Source organism: Polynucleobacter hirudinilacicola (genome assembly GCF_002192535.1).
In the GTDB taxonomy this organism is placed as follows: Bacteria; Pseudomonadota; Gammaproteobacteria; order Burkholderiales; family Burkholderiaceae; genus Polynucleobacter; species Polynucleobacter hirudinilacicola.
Genome location: NZ_NAIA01000001.1, coordinates 68163 through 83742, shown reverse-complemented (window position 1 = coordinate 83742; position 15580 = coordinate 68163). Strand labels below are relative to the sequence as shown.

Below are 15580 nucleotides of genomic sequence, written 5' to 3'. Positions count from 1 at the left end.
TACTCTCCTTAAGATAACTGAGTAGTTGGCTTCCGAAGAAATTTCGTTGCTCTCAGTTATTAGGTGAAATTTATTTCATCAAAACCGAGTATGCAACCACACAACTAAAGAGCAGTAAGGAGTTGTTTGATAGCGTTGAGATAATTTAACGAGCAGTATGTAGCACTATGTAGCAAAAAAAAATTTAATAATGAACAGTGCGTGTGTTGTTTATATGCACTGGTACCTTATACCCCTCCTGGTACATTTGATTGGTCCCTATGGGGGTGGGCGCAATCAATGCAACCATATGCCTAGTGGCCTCAGATACCGCTTTTCTAACGGGCTCTAAATCAAAATGAGCATAGATCTTTGTAGTAGCCTCACTTCGGTGATTTAAGCTTTTGCCTATTATTGCGAGAGAGACTCCATTTGTTGCCTGCCAACTTCCAAGGGTACGCCTCAAATCATGAATCCACAAGTTAGCCATGCTAAAGAGTTCTACATCTACACGCATCTCCACGCAGATTGCAGCTATCTGAACGAATGCATCATGGGGATCAATGGCTAACTTTGACTCAAGATTTTTAGCGGCCCGCTCATCCAATAGGCGCCTCGTTTTCAGGTGATCTAGAACTCTCAAACAACTTGCCCGCTTGAGGATTCTCTCCCAACCTTTCTTAGGTTCAACTAAGTGGCCTGCCTTACTACCACTTGGGAATACATAATCAGAAAAACCATCTCGCTCTCTATGCTCAAGTACAGCCATCGCCTCTGCTGATAGCGCTACTTGCTGAGGGGTACCATTTTTGGTTAGCTTAATACGCCATATCTGCTGATCAAAATCTAGATCAGTCCAGCGCATGGACATTACGTTATGACGTCTTGCACCAGTAAATAGCGCCATCAATACAAAGTCTGCAATAACCTTGTTTTCCTCCATCTTGACTGCCTGCAAGAAGAATGGCATCTCCTCTCGCAGTATGTATCTATCCCGAGATCTCTCCTTATTCTTTTTGATCCTTGATGCAGGGTTGAAAGTGCAGTTACCTCTATTGATACCCCAATTAAAGACTGATGATGCTAGAGATACCACTCTGTTAGCGGCTGTCTTCGAGCCCAGTTTCGTTATGTGGGCATGAAGATCTCCAATGTCCACCCTTTCTATCTCCGAAAGCTTCCTACAGCCTAGAGAGTTCTTCAGATACATCTCATAATGCCTCTTATCATCTTTATAGCTACGCTTATTTTGGGTCGAGTGCAGAGAGTAGTAAAGGTTAAACAAGTCCCCAAAGGTCATCTCCGACCTCTTACGCTTGAGGTTATCAGCCACACTTACCCCAGTGGCTAACATGGAAACATGTTGTAGCGCCTTCTTGCGAGCCTGCTCAATCGAAATAGCTGGGTACTTACCAATTGTGATTCGCTGCACCCTGCCGTTTTTTACACGCCTATGGACACTAAATGAGATAGCCCCCTTATCGGTAACACGAAGACATAAGCCTTTTATCTCACTATCCCTGTATTCATTTCTCTTACCCAAGGGTGCAGGCTGTAGTGCATCAATTAGCTTTTTGGTGAATCGAAACTCATTCGCTGTCATGGCATATCACTCTCATGGGGTAACTCATGGGTAACAAGGTACATGCATTTTGATGAGTGCGCATGTAACTCAATGAATACTTGATTTGCTTTGAAGCCTTTTAGATATTGGCTTATAGATCTGCATGCATCACGATGAACAATGCTGAATAGATTGCTTGCGTGACTTTTAATCCGTTGGTCGCGAGTTCGAATCTCGCCCGACCCACCAGTAATGCAAAGGGGTCACAGAAATGTGGCCCCTTTTCTTTTGGCTGAATGTAATACGGCGGTAACTGCTTGGAACAATGCGGAACTTAATGCACGTTTCATAGAGTGGGGATCTAAGACGCTGGGTGAGAGTGATTCATTCGCATTTGATAACCAAAGTAAAAGCATGAATAGCTCTACTAGTAAACGCCAGGAATTAATTTTTTGACTCGGGCCTGATAGTCCATATAGGTTGGGAAACGCTCCACCAGCCAAACCTCTTCACGCCTAGCTTTGATATCAAATAATACAAATAAGCAGATCGAATATGCTAATACATAGATTCCAGGGAAGATGAGCAGCCAGGCAAGAGCCGCTAAGAGAACACCAAAATAAATTGGATGCCGAACATATTGGTATAAGCCAGTCTGAATCAGAACAGCATTATCTTTAGGGCAAGGTAAGGGGGTAAGATTTTTGCCCAGATTGATCGCGGCAATCACCATAATTAAACAAGCTAGCAAACCAATAGTAATGCCGCAGGATTGAAGGATGGTAGCAAAAGGTTCTGATTTAATGAGAAGAGATCCTTGGGGCCCAAATAAGATTAGACCAATCAGGATTCCCTGAACCACCACATACCATGCACCTCTTTTGAATATGGATTTATGGAGCGATGAATTCATTCTTACCAATCGGATTCTGGAACATTTAGAGCGCAGTGACTAGGTTTAAGCAATTTACCGACCTGTTTGAGCCAATCGTACCTCATAAATCTGTTGGTCGCGAGTTCGAATCTCGTCCGACCCACCAGTAATACAAAGGGATCACATCAATCTGGTCCCTTTTCTTTTGGAGTGAATGATACCTAGCAGCTGGATACGCGACACTTGATGGTATTTTGTCGGATAAACCGACAAAATAAAACCACCCGAAGGTGGTTTTATTTTTTTCGTTAACTTTAATTACAGTTTGTCATACATCGTATAGCCTTGGTGTCTGGCCTATCATCAACATAGAAACCATCTCTATTTGGCATTTGAACTGCTGCCAATGTCTTACTATTCATTTCTGCAGTTTTATCAACTAAACCGTTCAAACTCAAAATATATGCAGAAAGAGCATACACTTCATCATTAGTTAATGATTGGGGCGCATTCATTGGCATAGCCCGTCGCACATAATCAAATAAAATAGGTGCGTAAGGATACATACTGCCTGGTGTTAGTACGCGAGTATTCGTTTTAAATGATCCAATTCCACCAACCATAGAACCATATACTGGACCACCTTTGGCATCAGCACCATGACAAGAGGCGCACTTTTGGTTGTAGATTTTTTCACCAACTACCGCATTACCTGATCCCGGTGGTAACCCCAAACCATCTTGGGTACGTATATCAATATTCCAAAGTACTAGGGCTTGCTCAGAAATTGGCTTTCCAAAGGCTGCGCCTGAAGTATTTTTGGGATTTGAATTATTTGTTGCTGTAGAGCAGGCGGTCAATAAAACTGCGCCCACTAACCCTAAGGTAATTTTCATTTTTTTAGCCAATGCCATTTGTAACCTCCCCGCTTGCGCTTACATTCCATGGGAAAAGACCATTGTGGTGCTGAACAAACCCAGTGATAGCTCGGGCTTTTTTTAATATCCTCTACAGTAGGCTGAACATAACCTGTGCTGTCAACACATCTACTTACAATCTTTGCTGGGCCACCCTGCCAGTTCCAGTTGTACTTGAACCTAGTTAGGCACTTATCAATCACAGGCTCCTCTAATTCTGCAGTTTGCCAATTCTTCCCGCCATCTAAAGAAACATCAACGCCGGTGATTTTTCCGTTACCACTCCATGCGTATCCACGAATCTCATTAAACCCTGGCTGAATTTTCATACCCCCAGAAGGATTTGTAATAACTGACTTGGCTTCCATTACAAAACTAAACTTGCGCCACTTACCATCTGGCATTGGATCGGTATATCGCGCAGTTTCACCCCGAGCATGCCATGGCTCTGTACCCGCCTTAATTCTTCTTAACCACTTAATGCTGACATTCCCCTCCCAGCCAGGAATAAATAAACGTAATGGATATCCATTTTCGGGACGCAACATTTCGCCATTCATTGCATATACCAATAAAGCATCGTCCAACATCTTATCAATTGGGATGCTTCGGAAATGCCCAGAAGCATCAGCCCCTTCAGCAATTAACCAAGTTGCCTTTGGATCTATGCCAGCCTCATCTAATATCCAAGATACTGGCACTCCAGTCCATTGCGCGCACGACAATAAGCCATGTGTTTGCTGAACGGTTCTTGATTTCGGAGTAAGCCAATCCGTCAAACCATTACCAGAGCACTCCATAAAATAAAACTTGGTTACTGTTGGATATTTCACTATGTCATTCATGGTGAGCACTAGTGGTTTAGCCACCATGCCATGAACAACTAACTTGTGTTGATCAGGATTGATATCAGGAACACCATTATGGTGTCGCTCATAAAAAAGACCGTTTGGGGTAACGATTCCCGGCGTTGACTGCAAAGGAGTCATACTCCAATCTGAAAGATTTTGTTTATTTACAAATACGTCCGTTCTTCGACGTTTTACATTTGCTTCAAACTTAGAAGGCATTCCATATGCCTCAACCTCCATACCCTTACCTGGAGCTTTATTGGAGTCCGGTATAGGCAATGGAGTATTTTGAGCAGATGCAATTCCACTCGCACCCAACATTCCAGCCCCACCAGCCATTGCTACGGAATTTTTTAAAAATGATCGTCGGCCATGAGTCATTGATATATCGGCCTGAATCTCTTTGTGAGACGACTTAATGACCTCAAACATTCTCTCTTTTTCGTCTTGTTTCAAGATGCCCCCTTTTTTTGGTTTGATCACACAAGCTTCAGCTAATTAATCAGCACAATAAACCGACTGATCAGTACAATTTAAGATGGCAATAGCACCCTGTCAACAAAGATTAGTTACAGGTTTACCCTTATGAACACCACCCATACGTAAATCAAACTCAACCCTAGGACCACGTACCTATGTCATACCAAAAAAAATCACAATTATTACGTCGCTTAATCCGTTGGTCGCGAGTTCGAATCTCGCCCGACCCACCAGTAATGCAAAGGGGCCACAGAAATGTGGCCCCTTTTCTTTAAGAGCGAGGCTTCTTGAGATCAAGACATCAGCCTCAATCCTTCATATAGTCGTGCACTACTTCTCCCATACCCAAAGTGATGTCGGCCACAAAATGAACTGCAGAAAGAACTTCTAAGACGGGTAACTTAGCCACATCAGCAATTACATGGTTAAAAAGCTGTAAGTCGGCCGGTGAAGACCAAGCTTCTTTAACATTAATATCTTTGAGGTAATAACGCACTAACTCACAAATACGCAGACTGCCATCCACGTGAGGAATGATCTTAATGAGGTAATTTGGTTTTTGCAAGGAAGCAATAACTCCAGAGGGATCAAGTGCACGGTGTTTGAAGCCCATAGTCATAGTGGCGCATAGAACACTCCCGTAATGTAACTTGCCCACAATAACATCACCCTCATGCTCTACTTTAGGATTAGCAAATTTTTTAGGGAAGCCCCATATCTCACGTCCACCTGCAATTGGGGATTCGTCATCCAAATACATTGAGTGAATATAGACGCCCTCCTCACCCTTAAAACTCACGGGGATTACTTGGCCTGACTCTGTGTAGTCACCAAAACCATTTGAGTTAGGCATCTTAATAAATTCATACTTGACCACGGGCTCAAGGGGTAGCAACGGCTCTGGAAGAACGGCGGCGAGAGCTGCAGGATCGGTTCGATAAGACACGATCAGGTACTCACGGTCCATAAATCGATAAGGCCCGGGCGGATAGGCCGGGTTTGTTAGCGGCATAGCGTAGGCATTTTTCTTAATTGAAGCGATATCCATGAGTAACCTCTCTATATAAAAATTTGGTTAATTCAACAGCAATTTCTTTCGTTATGTAGGTTATAGCAAAGTTATATTGAATTCTGAAATAGCTAATCACTAAATTGGCGATGAATGGCCTAAAAAGGCGTTCAATTAAAGGGCTGAATTGTATTTTTCTGCATTAACTTAAGCTTCCGTGCGCTAGAAACCTTCTTTTGATTCCTTGGAGGCAAGTTCGAAAACGTAGTTGCAACGAAGTCAATCTCGTCAGACCTGCCAGTATGTCCAGCCTCGCTTTGGCGGACCTTTCTTTTGGTCAATTTATTGAACGGCTCTACTACTCGGTCTATAGCGGTCCATCACTTGATTTTGATTACTCTCGGGCATAGCTCCGGGTGGCGCTGGATTGATATTGCTAAAACAGGTTCTAAATTGCTCAGGAGTAACTCTGAGATCACAAATAATGGAATCTACCGACCTATGAGGATCATCTCACAGGACCCCAGTAGCGGTTAAAGTCGATTGGGCACATGCTGAACCTAAAACTACAGTAGCAAAAGTAGCTAAAATAGCCCCCAATATCTGATTTGCTTTCATGATACAGAACTGATCTATTAAGTATTTAGCCATCAGTCCATTGTATTTAAGCAAGTTTACAAAATGTATTCACCTAGCCTGCAAAGTTAAACAGACGATATGTTCTTTAAGCACACCACTCCAGCAGATGCACCCATTATGGCAAGGGCAGTGATTAGCACCTGTCGTCAAAATGGTTGGTCCAATGAAATACAACCCCAATTCCTGAGAATCGTTTTTCATAGCCTCATGTCCTATGACTGCGATTTCGAGACATTGGAACCGATCAGTACCGAAGAATTTGCCCTAGCAATGCCAGAGCCAGATAAGCGTAATGAAGTATTGGATTTAATGCTAGCTACAGAATTATTATGCACCTCTATCTCACCAGAAATTTCTGATGCCATTAATTTATGGGCCCAGAAACTCGCCATTAAAAATAATGGGCTAGCATTAATTCGGGATCTTTCTAAACAATTAGTTGCCCAAGCTCAGCAAGACTTTTACCGCTCTAATTATTTTTATGATGCGGATCTCTCCTCACCCAATTTTTCTCAGCTAGATCAAAAGTATGGGCTTAGCGCCACTATGATGACCATGGATGCCTCGGATGAGGTGGCTACGCGCTATGAAAATCTGCAAAAACTCCCAGATGGTACTTTAGGTAGAGGCCTTTGGGATTTTTATAAAAAGCGGAACTTTAATTTTCCCGGTGTAATTGGCGGAATCAACGAAGCAGTCGCGCATCATGACTGGATTCATGTTCTGGCAGATTATGACTCTAACGGCATTGGAGAGATGGAGGTAGCTGCCTTTAGTACGATGGCCACACAATCTGAAAGTGCAGTCATGAATTTTTTGGGGACGCTCAGCATTTTTCAAGGTGGCTTACTAAAAACGATTGTTGCTGGGGCTCCTCACTTAGGACATGATATGGAATTGATTAATGGGCCTGAGCGCATTGCCATTGCCTTACAAAGGGGCAAAGAAGTTAGCATCGATTTAGTTCTTGGGATTGATTTCTTTGATTACGCTCATGAGCCATTAGAGGATCTTCGAAGAAGATGGAATATCCCTGCTAAAACAGCCTAACCCTCTGGTCGCGAGTTCGTATCTCGCCCGTCCCACCAGCAACACAAAAGCCACTATCGAGTGGCTTTTTCTTTTGACCTTCAATACCGATAATGTGAATTATCTTATCGAGACTTTAACCAAGAAAAACTACTAGTTTCTTGGTATGAATATGCGTTTTTCTATGCTTCTGGCGACCAATACAATCACTGAAACGAGTAGTAAATACACTAAGGCAGTTAGTAAATAGGCTTTAAAGAACTGGAAATTCGTAGATGCCAGCTGCTGCATACGCGCAAAGAACTCTGTGTACTGAATTAAAAAGGTCACAGAACTATCTTTAAGATTGGCAATCACTTGATTTGTTAATGCTGGCACAGAGGTCAGCAATACTTGCGGCAAGGTAATCAAACGAAATATTTGTAACGGCTTAAAACCTTGCGCTGATGCAGCCTCTATTTGACTAAAGTCCAAGCCATTAAATGCTGTTTTAAGATAAGCGGCATTGTAGGCAGCAACATTTAAAGTGAATCCAATCACAGCAACAGTAAATGGACTTAAGCGAACGCCCCACTGAGGTAGTCCATAGTACATTAAAAATAAGAGGACGATCAGCGGCATACCAATAAAAAAAGAAATATAAGCATTTGTTGCATTGCGTATCATGCTATTTTTACTGAGCGTGAGATAGAAGACAAAAATACCCAACATAAATCCGGTGACACTGATGATCGCTGCTAATTGCAGGGTATTAACAAGGCCAGTCAATATCAGCGGCATTTGCTCCAGAAGATCACGCTCAAAAGTACTCCAAGGCCCCATCAGACAGGCTCTCTCTTGCCAAAAAATGCTTGCAGTTCTGGATCAGAATGATCGTTAGCCAGGACATCGATACGTTCATCAGCACGAATAACGCCCTTATCCAAAAAGAGGACTCTATCTGCAATTCCGCTTGCTAGACCTAAATCATGCGTTACACAAAGCATCGTAATTCCATTACGATGCAGGTGATTAATCAGGTCGCAGACATCACGCGACATCACTGGATCCAGTGCCGAAGTTGGCTCATCGAGCAAAAGAACTGCGGGATCCATTGCTAAAGCTCTCGCAATAGCAACACGCTGCTTTTGGCCACCCGATAATTGAGAGGGATACTTACTCTGGTGGGGAGCCATCTCAAATTGAGATAATTCATGCAAAGCTTTCTCATTGGCCTCTTTTAGTCCCATGCCTTCCAATTTACGCAAGGCTAATGTGACATTTTCTAGTACGGTAAGATGGCTATATAAAGCAAATTGCTGAAACACAAATCCGATCTGCTTGCGTAAAGCACGAACATCAACACTCGCATCCAGAATCTCTTTTCCCTTGAATTGAATTGATCCAGATGTAGGCTCAACTAGTCTATTAAGACATCTCAATAAGGTTGATTTACCACTTCCAGATGAGCCCATCAAAACCTTCACTTCGCCTTGATTAAGGTCTAGATTAATTCCGGAAAGCACAGCTTGATCGCCAAATTGCTTGGCAAGATCCCGAATGGCGATTACTGTCATGCTGAAGCCTCTCTCATGCCTGGGATTTCATAATGTTTTTGGATAAGATGAACTCCCACCAATAAAATTCGATAAATTGCAAAATAGAGAACCCCAACTGCGAGATAAATCTCAATCCCCTTCAGAGTATTTGCTGTCAATGTCATGGCCTCTTTGGTAATCTCTGGAATGCCAACGGTATAAGCAAATGGCGAATACTTCAGGACAGAAGTGAACTCATTAACCATACCGGGCACAGCAAAACGGAGCATCTGTGGAATTTCAATATACCGGAGCACCTGGATACGAGTCATACCCATAGCTTGTGCCGCAACAATTTCAGCTGGGTCGACAGAATTAAATGCGCCACGAAATACTTCAGTTAAATAGGCGCCAGCAACCAGCCCCAAACTCATAGCCATTGCTAATAAAGGCGGCGGTTTTATGCCTATACCAGGGAGACCAAAATACACCATGAATAGCAAAACCAATACTGGGACGCCTCTGAAAATATAGGTATAGATATCGATTAAAAAGGAGATGCTTCTGATTGACAGTCTATACAGACTAGAGAGCAGTAGACCAACCGCAAGGCCAGTCATACTGCAAACGAGAGTCACCATCACGGTATAGACAACGCCATGCCCTAGATCTAACAGAATATCCAAAAGACTCATCGTGATATTTCCTGGAGGATTACTTCATCCATTTATCTAGGATGGCTTTTATTTTTTCAGGGCCCAGTTCAGCCAGGTATTTATCAAAATCATCCCGTAACTTTGATCCTTTAGCAAAGGCAAATCCCAACTTATCATAGCCTCTAAATACATAAGCACTTTGAATCGGCAGCTTCAGTTTATTTTCGTAATTCAGGAACACTGGCTCCTCAATGAAGGCTAGATCAATATTACCATTCTGAAGATCGGTGACTACTTCGGCATAAGAAGGATAAAGCTTTACCTTACTTAAAGAGTAGTAACCCTTAGGCTCAAGTTCATTTCTGATCAAATCATCGTAAGCCATACCACGCGGATAACCAATTGAATATTTCTTAAGTTGATTTAAATCCGTAATCTGAATATTTTTACTTTTAAGGCTCACCAAATGCCAAGAATTATCGTAATAAGGCTGAGAAAAATCCATCACTTCTTTACGTTTGTCGGTAATCGAGATGCCAGAAAAAGCGACGTCCGCTTGACCACTAGAAACAGCACCGAGCATCCCCTGCCAATCATATGGAGTGACTTTGATGGTGCAACCACGAGCCTGGCAATACCCTTGAAAAATATCCATATCTACGCCAACAATCTGGCCATTTTGATCGAACAACATGGGTGGCGATGCTGGTGATACGGCTACCTTAATTTCTTTTGAGTTTGTTCCCTTAGAACAGGCAATTATTCCGAAACTGAAGATGCTGGCTAAAAATACTAAAAAAAGGCGCTTCATATTAAAACTCCTGATATCAAGATTGATCGGCTTTATCACTTTATCGACGAAATAGCGGACAGACTGCTGCCCCACTAATTTACACTAGTTAATAAGACTATCCAGGGCAGTTTTGAGCCTTTCTTGGCAACTCTATCCGGAATGAAACCATCAGCATCAAACTTTTTCAATTTTTTAGTCTCAAGAGAGCTTAATGGTAAAGTTTTCTAACATATCCAAAAAATGAGAACGCCATATGAAAATTTCTAAGCGACTATTTCAGCCCTCTCTAGTAGCGATATTTGCAACCTCTATATTCTTGACTACCGTAGGATGTTCCAAATCAAACGAAGATAATGCTAAGACAATACAGGCTGCTGTTGCACCTACCGTACCCCCTTATTCGTTTGAGCAAAATGGTCAACTGGTTGGAGTAGACCATGAAATTTTCAAAGGCTACTGCGAATCTCGTGGCTATGCATATAAGATTAAATCTTATGATTTTGCAGGTATGTTTGGAGCGGTGGCCAGCAGCCAAGCTGATATCGCCTTCTCTGGCATTTCCATTACAGACCAGCGAAAGCAAGCAATGGAATTTTCAAATCCCTATGCTGAAAGTACATGGAATTTAGTGAGCCTCACAAAACGTAATATCCGCATTACCGATATAGGCCAACTCAAAAAATATTCTATTGGATTCCCCACGGGCACAGTATTTATGGGCTATGTCCAGAATACCTTAGAGCCTAAAGGTTATTACTCTGTTAGTAAAGTCAAACTCTATCCCTCCTATAGCGAGGCACTCACAGATCTTAATAATGGAAATTTAGATTTAGTTTTTACAGATAGCTCTATGCTGAGCACCTATATTAAAAAGCTACATCTACCAGTCCAAAGCAGCTATGAAATTCCTTATGGGGATAGACTGGGATTTGCCTTTGCTAAAGGCTCACCTATTCGTGATGATTTCAATAAATATCTTGCGGAATTAGGTCCAGAAAAAATAAAAGCCTATACAGCAAAATGGGAGCAATAATTTAGTAGCTATCAGTAATCGCCCAATATCTTTCAGCCAATCCGATAAATTGCAATACAAATAGATATCGCCCAACCCACCAGCAATGCAAACGCTACCTTTGGATAGGTTTTCATTTTAGGTTTATACCTATGAAAATGATTGGCTTATTAAGACGCTATTGTGTAAGGCCTGGTAAAGAACCACTGATAACTAAATAAAAAATGTATCCCGAAGCCACTATTAGTAAGACTCCAACTACATACTGCGGATATCGAATGCCCTGATCAGGTAAGCCCTGTTTTTTACCATCTACCATTGCTTTCACTAAATTCTCTTTTTGTAGAAAGCTCATCATGATGGCAGCAGCAACGTGAATCGCAACTACTGCTAGGGCTAGGTTTGAGATCATCTCATGTGCCTCACCCATCAAATCCCCAAAAAACTCCTTCACGCTGAAGTAGCCGGTGAGACCTATCAATAAAATCAGTAGCATTAGACCAACCATCACAATGCCGCCCACGGGATTATGTCCAGGGCTCGAATCTTGATGACTGCCTAATAATGCCCTGGCATGTTTCCACATTTCTGCTGGGCCCTTAACAAATTGGGTAAAGCGTGCGTATCTTGTACCAATAAAACCCCAGACCACTCTAAAGAGTATTAATGCACACGCAGAATATCCAAATGCATAGTGGATCATTTGGAGACGCTCACTCTCTGCAGTAAGCCAAGCGCCAGCAAAACAAATTACTAAAAGCCAATGAAAAACTCGGGTTGGCACATCCCATACCAAGATTGTTGGCTTATTAATCATTTAGTGGGTATTGAAATACTCTTTTCACTGAAGATGCCCTCAGTCGCATTGACATGACAGGCCCCACAATTAGCCGGACTCTTGATACCAACTCTTTTCCAAACATCAGCCTTGATCTCGTCATGTTCGCGAATAAACCATGGTGTTTTAGTAATGCGATTATCTGGTGCTAACACATTATATTTTTGCTTAGTGGCTGCATTTTTCCTTAACCAAGCACTGATTTCTTTTTTTTCTTTATCATCCATGCTGGCGTCCGCGCCAAAGTGTTTGCTAAGCCCACTCATAATATTTTGCCAAGTTTGCTCTCCCAGCAATCCAGGTGGATATGGCATATGACAGCTAGCACATTCGGTTTCGTATGACTTAGGCATATCAGATGGCATGGGCATTTTGGCTCCCATGGCCGGATTGATCAGAAATATAGCTAACAATAAGCTTAAATAATTTTTCATTTACACCCTACTTAACACTTAAAAGCCAAACAAGAACATCTGCTTTTTCTTGTGCAGTACATTCGCGCCCTAGTACATCATTACAGTTACGCTTAAACCACTTATCCGCCTTGGCTTCATCAGTAAAGCGAGTTGGATCAGCATTGGGTGATAAGGGTTTAATTACCTTACCCGTAACGATATGCTTAGTTTCATGGTTTGGTGGATTCTCATGGCATGAAGCACAGCTCCACTCTTTTCCATGTTTAGTATTAAAAAATTGCTCGCCCTTGCTTACTGACGCTTTGCCGGACTTAGACTCATAAGTCTTCAAAAGATCCTGTGGAGTGATTGCATGAGCCGCACCACAGCAAGTCAAAGATAAAACCAGTATTAATACTCTCATCTGCATTTATTCCTCATATAGTCTATGAGTATGCGCCTTCGAGATGAGAGCAGCGAATACCTTATCTAATTACTAGGGATAATCTCGCCCGACACACCAGCAATACACAGGGGTCACACAAATGCGATCCCCTTTCTTTTGATTAATGGAATACTGCGATTGCTGATTGGTACTATCGGTGATGATGTGTACATAAGGTACAAAGTCTAATAATTACTAACTTTCTATATGGCTTTGGCACTTTGATGCCATCACCTTAGCAAGCCCATCATCATATTGCTCAATTAACTCCTGATAAACCGCCAAAGCTGACTCATAGTTTTTGGCAGAATAAAAATTAAATGCTTTACTGGTTAAATCGCACAAAATTATCTCAGTAGCACTGGGGGAGGTTTCTGCATCGCCCCCTCTAATACCAAGTAACTCATAAATCAATATTTCTCCAGCACGACCCTTGACGGTAATTTGATCAATTGGCCGAACCCACAAACGCTCACCAGCCTCTTTAAAAACAGAATGGCTAATAATGATGTCAGTAGCAAATTCTTTATTTATTCCTTCTAGACGCGAGGCAATATTTACACCATCGCCCATGACCGTATAACTTAAACGTTCTTCTGAGCCAATGTTACCCACTAGCACCGCATCGGTATTGATGCCTATTCTTACGACCAATGGCATATTACCTTCCTGAATCAATCCAGCATTTAACTTCAGCATGCGTCGCTTCGTTTTTATAGCGGCAACCGCAGCATGAAAGGCATGATTTGGATTTAATGTCGGCGCACCCCAAAAGGCCATTACTGAGTCGCCTATAAACTTATCAACAGTTCCACTCTCTTCCTTTATGGCATAAGTCATTAGCTTTAGATAGGATGAAATCCGCCTAAGCAACTCTCTTGTCGGAGTAGTCTCAGATAGGGCAGAAAAATCCTTTAAGTCAGAGAAAAGGATAGTTAGATATCTACTTTCGCCACCAACCTGAATACCATCATCAGACCTCAGCAAAGACGTCACTAAATCTCGAGGAATATAAGCAGTGAAAGCGGAAATAGTATTTTTCAAACGCTTCAGAGAATTTCCCAGGGTGGAAATCTCTTGAATTCTAGACTCAACATAGATAGATTCATGTAGCTTAAGCTCACGGATGTTGTCAGTTTCTTGTGCGAGAAACTTAATTGGCTTTGATATGCTGCTAGCTAAAAATAAGCCCGCTGGTGTCATCAAAATAAATAACAAAGCAATCGCCCACAACAAATCATTTTTAAACTGAATGCTTTCTGCAAGCAATTCAATCTGAGGCACAGCACTAACAAGCATAAAATCACTTTGTCCAGGCACTTTGAATGAATGGATATCAACTTCCCATTTTTCACCACCAACTTCTACAACATCCATGAAGTCATTAGATCCCGACTTTTGACTGAAGACATTAAAAACTTGGGTCAAGATGGGAGAATTAAATTCATTTAACTGCTTCAGGTTAATCCGCCCACTACCATCAAGAGAATCCTTAATCAGCGAAGCATCCTGAGTTATTCCAATCACAAATCCTTGACCATCAAGTAATGCAAACTTACTATTTGGTGTTTGTTTCTGCTCTTCCAGGTTCTTGCTAATGGCATCTAACTCAATGTCTACTGCAACAACGCTGCGACTGTTTTCAGCCTTATTTGCAATGGTTACGCCAACTTTTCTGTTAGCAAAAAACAGATATGGTGGTGTAATAATTGAGCCAGAGTCTTTAATTGCACTTTGATACCACGGCCGCTGCCTTGGAAAATATTTCTTTGCATAGTCTGGCTGCCGATCCACCTTAAGTAAACGTAGTGTGGAGTCTAGAAAAAGATAGCTACCTTCTAGTGTAGCGCCCTGACGCTCAATGCTCTGAATCATAAAATGCGTTTCAGGCGGCGCATTATATTTAGTGCGTTCGGCATCAGTTCGTATGGGTCTTAAAAGAAAAAAATCGCCACTTTCATAACCAATATAAACGGCTGCTATTTCACCCTTATCTGCAAGCACTTGTCGTAATAAGCCAAGCCTTTTCATTCGCTCAGAAAGTGTCAGTGCATCTGTGATCGCGGAATTAGCCAACAACTTGACGGCAATCTCGGGTGGCTCTAAGAGGCGGTATAAATTAGAGGAAACCTGAAACACTTTAGCCTCAGATTTATCACTAGCACTCTGAAGCAGAATTTTACTAATCGTGTTGTAAGCCAATAGCCCAATGGCGCCACCCACCAATACCATGACTAACAAGAACAAAGTTGAAATGTGAAAATGTAGAGAGAAGCGCTTTTTCATTGCCTGTTCCGGATAGTCCGCATCAAATCTGTCTAAGCACATCTGCACTTACAAAATCTGATTGTTATTTATTGGTAAAATGTTTCAATTAAAAAGAATACAAGCTACTGGGATTAGTGGATGGGTAATGCCCAAATCTCTAAGCCAAAAATAAGGCTACTTCAGTCTACACCAATAATTTATCCTCAGCATTGCTTGCCTGAGGCATATAGAAACCCAAGGAATAACTAAACTTTGTTTTATAGGAGCTTTCCACCCCAGATAAAGCCTATCCTCGTTAAATAGTACTTTTTCTC

Annotated in this window: 15 protein-coding genes and 1 pseudogene; 2 read left to right on the top strand and 14 right to left on the bottom strand. The window is 41.9% G+C overall.

The window, feature by feature from the left end; all coding sequences use genetic code 11:
• Positions 1-184: 184 nt before the first annotated feature.
• The 6 genes and pseudogenes from B6A14_RS10345 to B6A14_RS00400 form a co-directional block, all read right to left on the bottom strand.
• On the bottom strand, positions 185-949 hold the full coding sequence (locus B6A14_RS10345) for a site-specific integrase (protein WP_236635580.1): 765 nt from the start codon (positions 947-949) through the stop codon (positions 185-187).
• 54 nt (positions 950-1003) lie between these two features.
• Positions 1004-1582: pseudogene (locus B6A14_RS10550) on the bottom strand (tyrosine-type recombinase/integrase); the annotation flags it as partial.
• A 388-nt stretch (positions 1583-1970) separates the two neighbouring features.
• Positions 1971-2456 (bottom strand): methyltransferase family protein, encoded by a 486-nt coding sequence (locus tag B6A14_RS00415; protein WP_087908516.1) that lies wholly within the window; start codon positions 2454-2456, stop codon positions 1971-1973.
• A 275-nt stretch (positions 2457-2731) separates the two neighbouring features.
• Complete coding sequence (locus B6A14_RS00410) at positions 2732-3313, bottom strand: c-type cytochrome (RefSeq protein WP_087908880.1); 582 nt, start codon at positions 3311-3313, stop codon at positions 2732-2734.
• Positions 3310-4641, bottom strand: coding sequence for a sulfite dehydrogenase (gene soxC, locus B6A14_RS00405; protein WP_236635579.1), 1332 nt, complete (start codon positions 4639-4641; stop codon positions 3310-3312). The genes B6A14_RS00410 and soxC overlap by 4 nt, the downstream gene beginning before the upstream one ends.
• 331 nt (positions 4642-4972) lie before the next feature.
• Positions 4973-5713 (bottom strand): acetoacetate decarboxylase, encoded by a 741-nt coding sequence (locus tag B6A14_RS00400; protein WP_087908515.1) that lies wholly within the window; start codon positions 5711-5713, stop codon positions 4973-4975.
• Positions 5714-6391: 678 nt separating this feature from the next.
• Here B6A14_RS00400 and B6A14_RS00395 point away from each other — a divergent pair.
• Positions 6392-7363 (top strand): hypothetical protein, encoded by a 972-nt coding sequence (locus B6A14_RS00395; protein ID WP_087908514.1) that lies wholly within the window; start codon positions 6392-6394, stop codon positions 7361-7363.
• Positions 7364-7495: 132 nt separating this feature from the next.
• On the opposite strand, the gene B6A14_RS00390 is transcribed toward B6A14_RS00395, so the two are convergent.
• The 4 genes from B6A14_RS00390 to B6A14_RS00375 are packed head-to-tail and all read right to left on the bottom strand — an operon-like array spanning position 7496 to position 10326.
• Positions 7496-8164 (bottom strand): amino acid ABC transporter permease, encoded by a 669-nt coding sequence (locus B6A14_RS00390; RefSeq protein WP_087908513.1) that lies wholly within the window; start codon positions 8162-8164, stop codon positions 7496-7498.
• Entirely contained in the window at positions 8164-8898 is a 735-nt protein-coding gene (locus tag B6A14_RS00385) for an amino acid ABC transporter ATP-binding protein (protein ID WP_087908512.1), read from the bottom strand. Before B6A14_RS00385 ends, B6A14_RS00390 begins: the two co-directional genes overlap by 1 nt.
• On the bottom strand, positions 8895-9554 hold the full coding sequence (locus tag B6A14_RS00380) for an amino acid ABC transporter permease (RefSeq protein ID WP_087908511.1): 660 nt from the start codon (positions 9552-9554) through the stop codon (positions 8895-8897). The genes B6A14_RS00385 and B6A14_RS00380 overlap by 4 nt, the downstream gene beginning before the upstream one ends.
• Before the next feature lie 19 nt (positions 9555-9573).
• Complete coding sequence (locus tag B6A14_RS00375) at positions 9574-10326, bottom strand: transporter substrate-binding domain-containing protein (protein ID WP_087908510.1); 753 nt, start codon at positions 10324-10326, stop codon at positions 9574-9576.
• A 235-nt stretch (positions 10327-10561) separates the two neighbouring features.
• Here B6A14_RS00375 and B6A14_RS00370 point away from each other — a divergent pair, with 235 nt between their 5' ends.
• Positions 10562-11341: a transporter substrate-binding domain-containing protein gene (locus tag B6A14_RS00370; protein WP_087908509.1), complete on the top strand. Its 780-nt coding sequence runs from the start codon at positions 10562-10564 to the stop codon at positions 11339-11341.
• 157 nt (positions 11342-11498) lie between these two features.
• Here the strand turns inward: B6A14_RS00370 and B6A14_RS00365 are convergent, their stop codons facing one another.
• From B6A14_RS00365 to B6A14_RS00350, 4 genes are all read right to left on the bottom strand, one after another.
• Positions 11499-12137: a cytochrome b/b6 domain-containing protein gene (locus B6A14_RS00365; RefSeq protein ID WP_087908508.1), complete on the bottom strand. Its 639-nt coding sequence runs from the start codon at positions 12135-12137 to the stop codon at positions 11499-11501.
• A complete protein-coding gene (locus tag B6A14_RS00360) occupies positions 12134-12592 on the bottom strand; it encodes a diheme cytochrome c (RefSeq protein WP_236635578.1) in 459 nt (152 codons plus the stop codon). The genes B6A14_RS00365 and B6A14_RS00360 overlap by 4 nt, the downstream gene beginning before the upstream one ends.
• Before the next feature lie 7 nt (positions 12593-12599).
• Positions 12600-12983, bottom strand: a complete 384-nt coding sequence (locus B6A14_RS00355; RefSeq protein WP_087908507.1) for a DUF1924 domain-containing protein — start codon at positions 12981-12983, stop codon at positions 12600-12602.
• Between the two features lie 210 nt (positions 12984-13193).
• Positions 13194-15284: an adenylate/guanylate cyclase domain-containing protein gene (locus B6A14_RS00350; RefSeq protein WP_161491097.1), complete on the bottom strand. Its 2091-nt coding sequence runs from the start codon at positions 15282-15284 to the stop codon at positions 13194-13196.
• Positions 15285-15580: the final 296 nt, after the last annotated feature.

Excerpts from the sequence above, each read along its gene's own strand:
- B6A14_RS10345 (WP_236635580.1), bottom strand. The coding sequence starts at position 949 with ATGCCATTCTTCTTGCAGGCAGTCAAGATGGAGGAAAACAAGGTTATT.
- B6A14_RS00415 (WP_087908516.1), bottom strand. The coding sequence starts at position 2,456 with ATGAATTCATCGCTCCATAAATCCATATTCAAAAGAGGTGCATGGTAT.
- B6A14_RS00410 (WP_087908880.1), bottom strand. The coding sequence starts at position 3,313 with ATGAAAATTACCTTAGGGTTAGTGGGCGCAGTTTTATTGACCGCCTGC.
- B6A14_RS00400 (WP_087908515.1), bottom strand. The coding sequence starts at position 5,713 with ATGGATATCGCTTCAATTAAGAAAAATGCCTACGCTATGCCGCTAACA.
- B6A14_RS00395 (WP_087908514.1), top strand. The coding sequence starts at position 6,392 with ATGTTCTTTAAGCACACCACTCCAGCAGATGCACCCATTATGGCAAGG.
- B6A14_RS00390 (WP_087908513.1), bottom strand. The coding sequence starts at position 8,164 with ATGGGGCCTTGGAGTACTTTTGAGCGTGATCTTCTGGAGCAAATGCCG.
- B6A14_RS00385 (WP_087908512.1), bottom strand. The coding sequence starts at position 8,898 with ATGACAGTAATCGCCATTCGGGATCTTGCCAAGCAATTTGGCGATCAA.
- B6A14_RS00380 (WP_087908511.1), bottom strand. The coding sequence starts at position 9,554 with ATGAGTCTTTTGGATATTCTGTTAGATCTAGGGCATGGCGTTGTCTAT.
- B6A14_RS00375 (WP_087908510.1), bottom strand. The coding sequence starts at position 10,326 with ATGAAGCGCCTTTTTTTAGTATTTTTAGCCAGCATCTTCAGTTTCGGA.
- B6A14_RS00370 (WP_087908509.1), top strand. The coding sequence starts at position 10,562 with ATGAAAATTTCTAAGCGACTATTTCAGCCCTCTCTAGTAGCGATATTT.
- B6A14_RS00365 (WP_087908508.1), bottom strand. The coding sequence starts at position 12,137 with ATGATTAATAAGCCAACAATCTTGGTATGGGATGTGCCAACCCGAGTT.
- B6A14_RS00360 (WP_236635578.1), bottom strand. The coding sequence starts at position 12,592 with ATGAAAAATTATTTAAGCTTATTGTTAGCTATATTTCTGATCAATCCG.
- B6A14_RS00355 (WP_087908507.1), bottom strand. The coding sequence starts at position 12,983 with ATGCAGATGAGAGTATTAATACTGGTTTTATCTTTGACTTGCTGTGGT.
- B6A14_RS00350 (WP_161491097.1), bottom strand. The coding sequence starts at position 15,284 with ATGAAAAAGCGCTTCTCTCTACATTTTCACATTTCAACTTTGTTCTTG.